This window comes from Kitasatospora sp. NPDC088391 (assembly GCF_044753345.1).
Lineage (GTDB): Bacteria > Actinomycetota > Actinomycetes > Streptomycetales > Streptomycetaceae > Kitasatospora.
Genome location: NZ_JBIVNB010000001.1, coordinates 314,813 through 327,277 on the forward strand (window position 1 = coordinate 314,813; position 12,465 = coordinate 327,277).

The following is a 12,465-nucleotide window of genomic DNA, read 5'->3' on the forward strand; positions in this document are numbered from 1 at the left end:
CTGTACGAACCCGTCTCACCCGCCCGCGCCCGGCCAAACCGCCGCCCCGGGCCCGGAGGGTGTGCCAGGCTGGGCCGGTGCTGATCGTGATGGCGGGGCTGCCCGGTGCGGGGAAGAGCACGGTCGCCGGGGCCCTGGGGCGGGAGCTGCCCGCCCCGGTGGTGTCGGTGGACCCGGTGGAGGCCGCGATGTGGCGGGCCGGGGTGGGGCGGGACCAGCCGACCGGCCTGGCCGCGTACGCGGTGGCGGAGGCGGTGGCGGACGACGTGCTGACGCTGGGTCAGGACGTGGTCGTCGACGCGGTCAACGCGGTGGCGGAGGCCCGCGCCCAGTGGCGGGCGCTCGCCGTCCGGCGCGGCGTCCCCCTGGTGTTCGTCGAGGTGCTCTGCTCGGACCCGGCCCTGCACCGCGCACGGCTGGAGCGGCGCTCCCGGGGCCTCTCGGGCTTCCCCGAACCCACCTGGGAGGCGGTGCAGGGGCTCCGTTCCGCCTTCGCCCCGTGGACCGACGAGCGCCTGCGGCTGGACAGCGCCGCCGACCTGTCCCGGAACGTCGGCACGGCGCTGGAGTTCCTCGCCCGCCGCCGGAGCACCGGTCCCTGAGCCGCCGTCGGCCGGGCCCGGAGGGTGTGCCGGGCGCGGGGTCATCCGTCGTGGCTGTGCAGGGTCTCCTTGAGCTTGGCGATGGCGAAGCCCCAGCCCTGTTCGACGGTGGGCTCGGCGGGGACGGCGATCTCCTGGGGGTTGGTGAGGACGTCCAGCAGGACCGGGCCGGGGGTGTCGAAGGCCCGGCGGACGGCGTCCCGGAGCCCGGCGGGCTCGGTGACCCGGATGCCGGTGAGGCCGAGGGCCTCGGCGACGGCGGCGAAGTCGGGGTTGTCGAGTGCGGTGCCGAACTCGGGGAGGCCGGACTGCTCCTGTTCGAGCTTGACCATGCCGAGGCGGCGGTTGTCGAAGACCACCAGTTTGACCGGCAGCCGGTGGGTCTTGATCGTCATCAGGTCGCCGAGCAGCATGCTGAGCCCGCCGTCGCCGCAGAACGCCACCACCTGCCGTTCGGGGTGCAGGAGTTGGGCGCCGAGGGCCTGCGGCATGGCGTTGGCCATCGAGCCGAGGTTGTAGGAGCCGAGCAGGCGGCGGGTGCCGCGCATGGTGACGAAGCGGGACAGCCAGACGGTGGCCATGCCGGTGTCGGAGGTGAAGACCGCGTCGTCGGCGGCGCAGGCGTCGACGGCGGCGGCGAGTGCCTCGGGGCGGACGTCGTGGTCGCGGTTGTCGAGGGCGCTGCGGAGCCGGCCGAGCAGCCGGTGGTCGTGCCGGGGGTCGGCGAGCCGGCGCTGCCCGTGCTGCCACTCGTCGAACAGCTCGCGGGCCCGGTCGAGGTGGCCGCGGTCGGTGACGGCGTCCAGGTGCGGCAGCAGGGCGCGCAGGGTGGCTGCGGTGTCGCCGGCCAGGCCGACGTCGACGGGGGTGCGGCGGCCGAGGTGGCGTTCGTCCAGGTCGATCTGGACGGTGCGGCGGCCCTCGGGGTACCAGTCGCGGTAGGGGAAGTCGGTGCCGAGCAGCAGCAGGGTGTCGCAGGCGTCCAGGGCGTGCGCGGCGGCGGGGTTGCCGATCAGGCCGGTCTGGCCGACCTGGTGCGGGTTGTCGTGCTCGAAGCCCTCCTTGGCCTTGAGGGTGAGCACCATGGGCGCGGCGAGCCGTCCGGCGAGTTCGAGCACCTCGGCGCGGGCGTGCCGGGCGCCGCGGCCGACCAGCAGGGTGACCCGCTCCCCCGCGTTGAGCAGTTCGGCGGCGGCCCGCAGGCCCTCGTCGTCGGGCCGGGTGACGGCGCGGGCGCGCGGGAAGCGGGCGGGGCGGTCGTCGGGGACCTCGCGGTCGCCGAGGTCGCCGGGGACGGTCAGCACGGCGACGCCGCGTTCGGCGAGCGCGGCCCGGACGGCGGCCTCCAGCAGCCGGGGCAGCTGCTCGGGGGCGGTGACGGTGGCCCGGTAGACGGCGACGTCGCGGAACAGCAGGTCGTTGTCGACCTCCTGGAAGTAGTCGCCGCCGATCTCCGCCGAGGGGACCTGTCCGGCGATCGCCAGCACGGGGGTGCGGGACTTCGCGGCGTCGTAGAGGCCGTTGAGCAGGTGCACCGAGCCGGGGCCGACGGTGCCCATGCAGACGCCGAGCCGGTCGGAGAGCTGGGACTGCGCCCCGGCGGCGAAGGCCGCCGCCTCCTCGTGCCGGCAGCCGATCCAGTCGACCCCGTCGGTGGTGCGGATGGCGTCGGTGAGCGGGTTGAGGGCGTCGCCGACGACGCCGAAGACCTGGCGGACGCCCAGCTCCTGGAGGGCGTCGACGATGACCCGGGCGACGGTGCGTGCCACGGAAGGCTCCTTCGTTGGTCTCTGCGAGGGTTGGTCCGGCCCCGGGGGGCGCGGCGTCAGACGGTGAAACGGTCGGGGTCGGCCTCGTCCCAGTCCCGGGCCCACTCCTCGGGCGCCCGGTCGAGGAGTTGACCGGGCGTCAGCCACTGGTGCAGGTCCGCGTAGGAGCGGACGGTCTGCGGGTCGATCCGGCGGTTCAGCAGGTGCGGGTGCAGGTCGGCGGGGTCGTCGACGCCCATCGCGGCCATCAGCTGCAGGGCGCTGCGGACGGTGGCCTCCTGGTAGCGGCGGACGCGTTCGGCCTTGTCGGGGACGTGCAGGGCGCGGGCCCGGCGCGGGTCCTGGGTGGCGACGCCGACGGGGCAGGTGTTGGTGTGGCAGCGCTGGGCCTGGATGCAGCCGAGCGCGAACATCATGGCGCGGGCCGCGTTGGTGTAGTCGGCGCCCTGGACCAGGCGTTTGACCAGGTCGCTGCCGGTGGCGACCTTGCCGCTGGCCCCGACCTTGATCCGGTCCCGCAGGCCGGTGCCGACCAGCGCGTTGTGCACGGTGATCAGGCCCTCGGTGAGCGGCAGGCCCATGTGGTCGGCGAACTCCATCGGCGCGGCGCCGGTGCCGCCCTCGGCGCCGTCGACGACCAGGAAGTCGGGGGTGACGCCCTCCTCGACCATCGCCTTGCACACGGCGAGGAACTGGCGGCGGGAGCCGACGCAGAGCTTGGCGCCGACCGGCTTGCCGCCGGCCAGTTCGCGCATCCGGGCCAGGAAGCGGACCAGTTCGCGGGGCGTGCGGAAGACCCGGTGGTAGGGCGGCGAGATCACCGTCTCGCCCTGCGGGACGCCGCGCACCTCGGCGATCTCGGCGTTCACCTTGGCGCCGGGCAGCACGCCGCCGATGCCGGGCTTGGCGCCCTGGCCGAGCTTCAGCGACACGCACTTGACGTTCGGGTGCGCGGCCTTCGCGGCGAACTGCTCGGGGTCGAAGCCGCCGTCGGGGGTGCGGCAGCCGAAGTAGCCGGTGCCGATCTCCCAGACCAGGTCGCCGCCGGGCCGCAGGTGGTACGCGGAGAGGCCGCCCTCGCCGGTGTCGTGGGCGAAGCCGCCGCGCTCGGCACCGGTGTTGAGGGCGAGCACGGCGTTGGCGGAGAGCGAGCCGAAGCTCATCGCGGAGACGTTCAGCAGCGCCATGTCGTAGGGCTGCGCGCAGTCGGGCCCGCCGATCCGCACCCGGGGGGCGGTGTCGGGGACGGCGACCGGGGCGAGCGAGGGCACCAGGAACTCGCGGCCGGGCTCGTACAGGTCGAGCTCGGTGCCGAACGGCTCCTCGGCGTCGGTGCCCTTGGCCCGCTGGTAGACGATGCTTCGGGTGTCCCGGTCGAACGGTCGGCCGTCCACGTTGCGTTCGACGAAGTACTGCTGGACCTCCGGCCGGATCGCCTCCAGCAGGAACCGCAGGTGGCCGAGGACCGGGTAGTTGCGCAGCACCGAGTGCCGCCGTTGCGCCAGGTCGGCCGCCGCCAGCACGGCCGGGGCCAGCAGCGGGCCGGCCAGGAACCACCACCACGGCGACAGCGCCGCCACCACGACGGCCGCCGCCGCCACCGCCCAGAGCAGGGCCACCCACAGGAATCTCAGCACGGGCCCGCGTCTAACCCGGATCGCCGGGTCCGAACCCGGCGGTTCAGCGGCCCGCGGGTTCCTCCGTCCAGTCGGGGTGCTCGCGGGCGGCCCAGGCCGGGTCGACGGTGCCGGTGCGCATGCCGAGGCGGGCCTCGGGGTCCTGGTACGCCATCCGGAGGTGACCGGTCGTCACGGCGGCGACGGCGAGCGCGAACCAGTCGTGGACGAAGGTCGCGCCGGTGCGCCACCCGACGGGGGCCAGGCCGGTGCACCACATCAGCAGGCCGGTGCCGAGCATCACGAGCACCGCGCCGAGGGTCCACTGGGCGTACAGCTTCTGCCCGGCGTTGAACTTCCCGGCGGGGCGGTGCGCGCCGCGCCGCCGGACGGAGCGCAGCCAGGCCCGGTCGGCGGCGGTGAAGCGGCCGAGCCGGCGGCTGTCGCGGCGCATCGCCCGGGAGGCCAGCGAGAGCAGGTACGGGACGGGCAGCAGCAGCCCGCACCACTCGTGCACCCCGGCCACCAGCCGCCGCCGGCCGACCAGTTGGGCCAGCGGCGGCAGGTAGAGGCAGGCGGCGGTGGCCAGGCAGGCGAGCATCAGCGCGGCGGTGCTCCGGTGGGTCCGGCGCTGGGCGGCGGTGAAGCGGGGGCGGCGCCCGTCCGGACGGGGGCCGTGCGGGCGGGGCTCAGGCGGTCGGCGCATCGTCGCGTCCGTTCGATCGGCCGACCCAGGCGTCCACGTCGTAGCCGAGCCGTTCCCAGTAGCCGGGGCGGACGGTGTCGGTGACGGTGATCGAGGACAGCCACTTGGCGGACTTGTAGAAGTACATCGGGGCGACGTACAGCCGCACCGGGCCGCCGTGCGCGTGCCCGATCGGGTTGTCCTGCATCCGCAGCGCCACCAGGACGTCGGGGCGCCGGGCCTGGTCGAGCGTCAGGCTCTCGGTGTAGGCGCCGTCGAAGCAGCCGAAGCTGACCGCCCGGCCCTCCGGCCGGACCCCGGCGGCGTCCAGCAGGTCGGCCAGCGCCACGCCCTCGAACGGGGTCGCCGGGACGCGCCACCCGGTGACGCACTGGACGTCGTGGACGGTCCGGCGCTGCGGCAGGGCCCGCAGGTCGGCCAGCCGCAGGGTGGTGGGCCGCTCCACCAGGCCGTCCACGGTCAGGGTGTAGTCGGCCTCACCGCGCTCGGGGACCGAGGAGGTCACCGAGTAGTAGCGGAAGCCCCCGCCGGGCAGCAGCCCGCTCAGCCCCGTCGGGTCGTTGCGCGCCACCGTCTCCTGCGCCCGCTGCAGCCACGGCCCGGCCGCCACCCCGGCCGCGCCGAGCCCCAGCAGTCCCAGCACCACCCGTCGGCCCACCGGCGTCCCGCGCCGTCCGTCGTCGATGCCCTCGTCGTCCTCGTCCACGCAACGATTCGACCAGGCCGGACCGCCGTTGCCCAGGGGTGGGGGCCGGACGTCAGACTTCCGTCATGCCTCCGGCCGCCCGCCGTGATTGGCCGGGTCGGACCGGGGCACACGGGCGGGGTGACGAAGGACGCGGAGCACGACGGGGGCCCGGACGACAGCGGGACCAGGGGCGCGGTGGTGGTGGCCCTGGCGGCCAACCTGCCTGATCGCGCTGGCGAAGGTGGCGGGCGGCCTGGTGGCGGCCTCGCCCGCGCTGCTGGCGGAGGCGGCGCACTCGGTGGCGGACAGCCTGAACGAGGTGTTCCTGCTGGCCTCGCTGCGCCGCAGCCGGCGGCGCCCGGACGCCCGGCACCCGTTCGGCTACGGCAAGGAGCGGTTCTTCTGGTCGATGCTGGCGGCGGTCGGCATCTTCGTCACCGGCGGCTGCTTCTCGTTCTACCAGGGGCTGCACACGCTGCTGCACCCGGAGGGCGAGGAGACCGGCGGCTACCTGGTGGTGTACCTGGTGCTGGTGGTGTCGCTGCTGGCGGAGGGCGGTTCGCTGCTGAAGGCGACGCTGGAGATCCGCGGGCAGGCCCGCCGGGCCGGGCGCGGCCTGGCGGCGCAGCTGCGGCACGGGAGCGACCCGACGGTGCGGACGGTGTTCGCGGAGGACGCGGCGGCGGTACTGGGCGTGCTGCTGGCCCTGGCCGGCGCGGGACTGCACCGGGCCACCGGGCACCCGGCCTGGGAGGCGGCCGCGGCGCTGGCCATCGGGGTGCTGCTGATGTACGTCGCCCACCGGCTGGGCCGGGACGCCAAGGACCGGCTGATCGGCGAGGCCGTCGACCCGGCGCTCCAGCAGCGGGCGCTGGACCTGCTGACCGACCGGCCCGGGATCGACACCGTGACCCGCCTGCTGACCATGCGGCTGGGCCCGGACTCGGCCCTGCTGGCGGCCCGGGTCGACCTGGCGGACGGCCTGGACAGCGCCGGGGTGGAGGAGCTGTGCGTGGCGGCCAAGCGCCGGATCAGGTCCGAGCTCCCGGAGTTCGACCAGGTCTTCCTGGACATCACCGCCGCCGACGAGCAGGAGCGCGACCGCGCGGCGCGGCGGCGGCGGGACCTGCGGGAGGCCGTGGAACGGCAGCGCGCCGCCGAGGGCTGACGCCCCGGAGCCTCCTCCTCTGCGGGCCAACTCCCTTTCCGAACAGCACAGTTGACAGGCCATCGGATGCGCAGGGGGCGCTGGACGGGGAGTGGACGGTCGGACGGGGCGGGACGGAACCCGGCCCGGCGGCGCCGTCCGCCGCCGACCGCAGGAGCCCCGCCGTGTCGTCCCTACCGCCCCTCGCCCGGACCGTCCGCCGCCCCGCCGCCGCCGCGAGCGCGCTCGCCCTCGTCCTGCTCGCCGCCCCGACCGCCTCCGCCGGCACCACCGGCACCACCGGCCTGGACAACACCTGGTCCTGTTCGGTGCCCGCCGGGTACGTCTACGACCAGATCACCGCCTCGTCCTCGTGCGGCACGCTCCCCCGGTACCACCTGCGCACGCCCGTCGACGGTCTGACCTCCTGCGTCACCGCCACCGGCTTCGTCCACGACAGCACGGCCATGACGCGCAACTGCAGCATGTCCTCCGGCAGCACCAACCCCTCGTACCGGCTGCGCGTCCCGGCCGACCTGCTGACCTCGTGCACCAGCGCCGCGAGCGGCTTCACCTACGACCTGGTCCGCAGCATCGCCGCCTGCAGCCCGGCCCCCGGCAGCACGGGCTACTCGTACCGGCTGCGCACCCCCGCGGTCGGCCGGTGGGTCTGCAAGGTCCCGGCCGGCTGGAGCTACTCCGCCACCGCGGCCACCCACGACTGCAGCTACGGCAGCCTGCCGGGCGACACCGCCACCGCGTACCTGCTCAAGACGCCCTGAGGCGCCGGGAGGCCCGCCGGCCGGCCGCCGTAGCCTGGTGCGCATGACCGGCACCTCCCCGCTCCCGCCCCTGTCCGCCACCCCGCGCACCGAGCACCGCCGGCTGCGCGGGAACGGCCGCACCGACCGCGCCGAACTGGACGCCGTCCTGCGCGCCGGGTTCGTCTGCCACCTCGGCGTGCTGGTGGACGGGGTGCCCGTGGTGCTGCCCACCGTGTACGGCGCGACGGCCGACACCCTGTACTTCCACGGCTCGGTGGCCAGCCGCAGCCTGCGGGACTCCCCGGGCGCGCAGGTGTGCGTGACCGTCACGCACGTCGACGGCCTGGTCCTGGCCCGCTCCGTGTTCGAGCACGGCGTCAACTACCGCAGCGCGATGGTCTACGGCGTCCCGCGCGCGGTGACCGACCCCGCCGAGAAACTGGCGGGCCTGCGGGTGCTGACCGAGCAGGCCGCCCCCGGGCAGTGGGACTACGCCCGGCCGCCCAGCCGCAAGGAGCTGGCCGCCACGGTCCTGCTGGCGCTGCCGCTGGACGAGGCGTCGGTGAAGATCGCCACCGGGTTCCCCGAGGACGGCGCCGGCCCGGACGGCGAACTCCCCGTCTGGGCGGGCGTCCTGCCGATCCGCACCACCCTCGGCGCCCCCGTCCCGGACCCGGCCCTGCGCCCGGGCGTCCCCCTGCCCGCCCACCTGGCGGCGCGCCCGGAGGACCGCCCGGCCGACCCGGAGGAATGACCCGCGGACCCGCGGGAACGACCCGCAGGAACGACCCGCAGGAATGACCGCGTGCCCGGCGGGCATCCGGCGGGCATGAGAACCCCGCCCGGGCACCCCGCCGCCGGCCCGCCGCCGCGCCGGCGGCACCGCTGGTGGGCGGTGCTGCGCCGGTGCGCCGTCCAGGTGCTGAACGACGAACTGCCGGACCGCGCCGCCACCTTGACGTACTACGGGGTGCTCGCGGTGTTCCCGGCGCTGCTGCTGCTGGTCGCGCTGCTCGGCGTGTTCGGCAGCGGGCTCACCGACTCCGTGCTGGAGAACCTGCAACTGCTGGCGCCCGGACCGGCCCGGGAGGTCCTGCGCGCCTCGGTGCAGCAGCTGCGGGCCGGTGGCGGCAGCGGCGGCTGGCTCGCCGCGGCCGGTCTGCTCGGCGCCCTGTGGTCGGCGTCCGGCTACATCGGGGCGTTCATCCGGGCCTCGAACGCCGTGCACGGCGTCCGCGAGGGCCGCCCGGTGTGGAAGCTCACCCCGCTGCAACTCGGCCTCACCCTGGTGATGATGGCGATGCTGCTGGCCAGCGCGGTGATCGTGGTCTTCACCGGCCCGGTCGCCGAGCGGGCCGGCACCCTGCTGGGCGTCGGCCCGACCGCGGTCCGGGCCTGGGCGGTCGCCAAGTGGCCGGTGCTGCTCCTGCTGGTCTCGTTCATGATCGCGCTGCTCTACTGGGCCGCCCCGGACGTGCGCCGCCGCGGCCTGCGCTGGGTCTCCCCCGGCAGTGTGCTCGCCGTCCTGCTCTGGCTGGCGCTGTCGGTCGGCTTCGCCGTCGTCGTCACCCACGTCGGCTCCTACAACCGGGTCTACGGCACCCTGGCCGGGGTGATCGTCTTCCTGGTCTGGCTCTGGCTGTCCAACCTGGCGATCCTGCTCGGCCTGCAGGTCGACGCCGAACTCGCCCGCACCCGCCGCCCGGCGGCGGACGGTCCGGGCTGAGCCCGCCCGGGCCCGCTTGACTTCAAGCGGACTTGAAACGGCACGGTGGCCCGCATGCCCTCCGCCTCCGCGGGCCGCCGACCGGCCGGCCCCTACCGCGCCCTGCTCACCGTGCCGCTGTTCCGCCGGCTGATGCCGCTGTTCCTGCTCTCCGACCTCGGCGACGGACTCTCGACGGTGGCCGTCGCCTGGCTCGCCCTCGACCTCGCCCCGGGCGGCGACGGCACCCTGGCCGGGGCCGCGCTCGTCGCGTACACCCTGCCGGGCGCGGTCGCCGCGCCGCTGCTCGGGCGGCTGCTGCGCCGCCTGCCCGCCGCCCGCCTGCTGGCCGCCGACGCGCTGCTGCGGGCCGTCCTGCTGGGCGCGGTCCCGCTGCTGCACGCCGCCGGGCTGCTCACCCCGGTCCGCTACCTGCTGCTGCTCGGGGCCTCCTCGCTGCTGCACGCCTGGGGCCGGGCCGGGAAGCACGCGGTGTTCGCCCCCGTCCTCACCGGGGACCTCCGGCTCGCCGCCAACAGCGCGGTCAGCACCGGCGTCTGGGGCGCCACCGTGCTCGGCCCGGCGCTGGCCGGGCTGCTGGTGCGGGCCGTCCCGGCGGCCTGGGTCATCGGCCTGGACGCGCTCACCTTCGCCGCCCTGGCCGCGCGCACCCTCCGGCTCCCGGCGGCCCCGGCCGAACCGGCGGCCCCGGCCGGTCCGGCGGCGGTCGCGGACCGGGGCGGCGCGGCGCGGGTCCTGTTCGGCTCCCCGGAGCTGCTCGGCCTGCTGGCCGTCACCTGGGCGTTCAACCTGGCCTACGGGCCGGTCGAGGCGGCGCTCCCGGCCTTCGTCGCGCACGGCCTCGGCGGCGGCCCGGCGCTGCTCGGCGGGTACTGGGCCGCGTTCGGCGCGGGGGCGGTGCTCGGCGCGCTCGGCACCGGCCTGGCCCGGCGGCTGCCGCTGTGGCCCGCGCTGCTCGGCATCGTCGCCGCGCACGGCCTCGCCATGCTGCCGTTCGCGCTGACGGCCGGCCCGGTGCCGTCCCTGCTCGGCTTCGCGCTGGCGGGCGTCGCCTACGGGCCGTACTCGGCGCTGTCCCTGACGATCGTCCAGGACCGCTCCCCCGCCCGGGCGCTGACCGGCGTCCTGGCGGCCCGCAGCGCGCTGCTCGTCCTCGCCTCCCCGCTCGGGACCGCCCTGGGCACCGTGCTGCTGGCCCGGACCGGCGCGCGGGCGCTGCTGGTCGGCAGCGGGGGTGCGATGGTGCTGACCGCCGCCGCGGGCGGGTTCGCCCTGGCCGTCCGGCGCGGCCGCGGGCGACAGGGGTCCGGGGCCGGTCGTTTCCGGTCGGAGTCCGGCACGGCCCTGTCGGGAGAGGCCGGTTGACGACAAGCGGGGCGCCGCGCCGCCGGGGTGGGATGGGATGGCCCCCTGTTCAACGGAGCGACCGGGCAGGGGACGAGACATGCGCACAGCGACCGAGGGACCGACCGCACCGGTGGGAGCCGGGCTCCCCGCCGCGGAGGAGCGCTTCCGCACCCTGCTGGAGGCGGCCCCCGACGCCATGGTGATCGTGGACGCGGCGGGCACGATCACCCTGGTCAACGCACAGACCGAGGCGCTGTTCGGCTATCCGCGCCGGGAACTGCTGGGCCGCCCGGTCGAGTTGCTCGTCCCGGCCCGGTTCCGGGCGCACCACGTCCGGCACCGGGACGACTACGCCGCGAACCGGCAGGCCCGGCCGATGGGCGCGGGGCTCGACCTGCACGGGCGGCGCCGGGACGGCACCGAGTTCCCGGTCGAGATCAGCCTCAGCCCGCTGGAGACGGCCGACGGCCTGGTCTTCTCCGCCGCCGTCCGGGACGTCAGCGACCGCCGGGCGGCGGAGGCGGAGCTGACCCGGCTGTACGAGCAGCAGCGGCACATCGCGCTCACGCTCCAGCGCAGCCTGATGGGCACCCCGCCCGCCATCCCGGGCCTGGCGGCGGCCCACCGCTACCTGCCGGCCACCCAGGGCGCCGGGGTCGGCGGCGACTGGTTCGACCTGGTGCCGCTCGGGGCCGGCCGGGTGGGCATCCTGGTCGGCGACGTGATGGGCCGGGGGCTGGAGGCGGCCGCGGTGATGGGGCAGCTGCGTTCGGCCGCCCACGCGCTGGCCGTCACCGGGCTGGAGCCGCGCGCCCTGATGCAGGCGCTGGAGACGGTGGTGGCGGACCTCGGCGCGCCGGAGCACCTGGTGACCTGCTGCTACCTGGTGATGGACCCGGACTCCGCGGAGGTCGTGCTCTGCTCGGCGGGCCACCTGCCGGTGCTGACGGTGGCCCCCGACGGGAGCGTCCGTCCGCTGCCCGTCCCGGTCAGCGCCCCGCTGGGGGTGGGCGGGGTGCCGCACCGGCAGACCACCGTGCCGCTCCCGCCGGACACCCTGCTCGCCCTGTACACCGACGGCCTGATCGAGACGCCGGGCTGCGACATCGAGGAGCGCCTGGACGACCTGGTCGGCGCGCTCGGCGGCGCGCCGGACCGGCGGGACCTGGAACGGCTCGCCGACCACCTGCTGGCCGCGCTGCTGCCGGACGCGGGCGGGTACGACGACGTCACCCTGCTGCTGGCCCGGACCCCGGCGGGACCGCGCCGGTCCGCCTCGCTGGTGCTGCCGGTCCTGCCGCAGTCCGCCGCCGAGGCCCGGGCGTTCGTGGCGAAGGTGCTGCACGACTGGGACGCCGCCGGGCTGCTCGACGACACCGCCCTGCTGGTCTCCGAGATCGTCACCAACGCGATCCGGCACGGCGCAGGTCCGGTCCGGCTGGGCCTGCGCCTGCTGGCGACGGAGCTGGCGGTCGAGATCACCGACCGCAGTCCCCGGCTGCCCCGCCCGCGCTCCGCCGAGCCGGACGACGAGTCGGGCCGCGGGCTCGCCCTGGTCGAGATCCTCGCCCAGCGCTGGGGCGTGCGTCCGACCGAGTCCGGCAAGACCACCTGGTTCAGCCTGCCGTTCACCCCGGCGCCCCGGTGACCCGTCCGGGGGAATCCGCCCGCCCCCGGCCGGGCGGGTCCGCCCCGGGCGGCCGGGGGCGGGGGAAGGTGGCCGGAGGACGGCGGCCACCGGGCCGTCGGTACCGGAACGGAGAACGACCGTGGGTGACCTCTCGAACAAGGCGCAGGACCTGGCGGGCCAGGCCAAGGAGAAGGCCGGCGAGGTGACCGGCAACGAGGAGCTGAAGGGCGAGGGGCAGCGCGACCAGGCCGAGTCGAAGCTCAAGCAGGCCGCCGACAGCGTCAAGGACGCGGCGCAGGACGTCGCCGACCGGGTGAAGGGCGCCCTCAAGCGCGACTGACCCCGGTACGTGTGAGTGGCCCGGCCGTTCCGACGGCCGGGCCACTCACACCAAACGGGGGGTACAGCTAAGCGTCGCCCGCCCCCGCCCCCTGCCCGGCGGGGGCGAGGCCCACCCCCGCGCGGGCCGC

The 12,465-nt window shown here is 76.2% G+C and carries 12 protein-coding genes; 8 read left to right on the forward strand and 4 right to left on the reverse strand.

Going from position 1 to position 12,465, the window contains the following annotated elements; all coding sequences use genetic code 11:
* Positions 1–77: 77 nt before the first annotated feature.
* Positions 78–602 carry an AAA family ATPase gene (locus ACIQBJ_RS01255; RefSeq protein ID WP_400701446.1) on the forward strand — a complete coding sequence of 175 codons (525 nt, stop codon included), beginning with the start codon at positions 78–80 and terminating at the stop codon, positions 600–602.
* Positions 603–643: 41 nt separating this feature from the next.
* Here ACIQBJ_RS01255 and ACIQBJ_RS01260 read toward each other — a convergent pair whose 3' ends face one another.
* From ACIQBJ_RS01260 to ACIQBJ_RS01275, 4 genes are read right to left on the reverse strand one after another with little or no spacing between them, the layout of a single operon-like run.
* A complete protein-coding gene (locus ACIQBJ_RS01260) occupies positions 644–2,371 on the reverse strand; it encodes a thiamine pyrophosphate-dependent enzyme (protein WP_400701449.1) in 1,728 nt (575 codons plus the stop codon).
* Positions 2,372–2,427: 56 nt separating this feature from the next.
* Positions 2,428–4,005 (reverse strand): FMN-binding glutamate synthase family protein, encoded by a 1,578-nt coding sequence (locus ACIQBJ_RS01265; protein ID WP_400703433.1) that lies wholly within the window; start codon positions 4,003–4,005, stop codon positions 2,428–2,430.
* Positions 4,006–4,051: 46 nt separating this feature from the next.
* Entirely contained in the window at positions 4,052–4,693 is a 642-nt protein-coding gene (locus tag ACIQBJ_RS01270; RefSeq protein WP_400701452.1) for a cytochrome b/b6 domain-containing protein, read from the reverse strand.
* Complete coding sequence (locus ACIQBJ_RS01275) at positions 4,677–5,399, reverse strand: molybdopterin-dependent oxidoreductase (RefSeq protein WP_400701455.1); 723 nt, start codon at positions 5,397–5,399, stop codon at positions 4,677–4,679. The genes ACIQBJ_RS01270 and ACIQBJ_RS01275 overlap by 17 nt, the downstream gene beginning before the upstream one ends.
* Positions 5,400–5,622: 223 nt before the next feature.
* Between ACIQBJ_RS01275 and ACIQBJ_RS01280 the strand changes: the two genes are divergently transcribed.
* The 7 genes from ACIQBJ_RS01280 (at position 5,623) to ACIQBJ_RS01310 (ending at position 12,335) form a co-directional block, all read left to right on the forward strand.
* Positions 5,623–6,549: a cation diffusion facilitator family transporter gene (locus tag ACIQBJ_RS01280; RefSeq protein WP_400701458.1), complete on the forward strand. Its 927-nt coding sequence runs from the start codon at positions 5,623–5,625 to the stop codon at positions 6,547–6,549.
* A 164-nt stretch (positions 6,550–6,713) separates the two neighbouring features.
* Entirely contained in the window at positions 6,714–7,310 is a 597-nt protein-coding gene (locus tag ACIQBJ_RS01285) for a hypothetical protein (RefSeq protein ID WP_400701461.1), read from the forward strand.
* Positions 7,311–7,353: 43 nt separating this feature from the next.
* The gene (locus tag ACIQBJ_RS01290; protein WP_400701464.1) at positions 7,354–8,046 is read left to right on the forward strand and encodes a pyridoxamine 5'-phosphate oxidase family protein; all 693 of its coding nucleotides are present in this window, start codon (positions 7,354–7,356) and stop codon (positions 8,044–8,046) included.
* A gap of 75 nt (positions 8,047–8,121) precedes the next feature.
* Positions 8,122–9,018, forward strand: coding sequence for a YihY/virulence factor BrkB family protein (locus tag ACIQBJ_RS01295; RefSeq protein ID WP_400701467.1), 897 nt, complete (start codon positions 8,122–8,124; stop codon positions 9,016–9,018).
* Positions 9,019–9,072: 54 nt separating this feature from the next.
* Positions 9,073–10,383, forward strand: a complete 1,311-nt coding sequence (locus tag ACIQBJ_RS01300; RefSeq protein WP_400701470.1) for an MFS transporter — start codon at positions 9,073–9,075, stop codon at positions 10,381–10,383.
* A gap of 79 nt (positions 10,384–10,462) precedes the next feature.
* Positions 10,463–12,013 carry a SpoIIE family protein phosphatase gene (locus tag ACIQBJ_RS01305; protein ID WP_400701472.1) on the forward strand — a complete coding sequence of 517 codons (1,551 nt, stop codon included), beginning with the start codon at positions 10,463–10,465 and terminating at the stop codon, positions 12,011–12,013.
* Positions 12,014–12,134: 121 nt separating this feature from the next.
* Positions 12,135–12,335, forward strand: coding sequence for a CsbD family protein (locus ACIQBJ_RS01310; RefSeq protein WP_400701474.1), 201 nt, complete (start codon positions 12,135–12,137; stop codon positions 12,333–12,335).
* Positions 12,336–12,465: the final 130 nt, after the last annotated feature.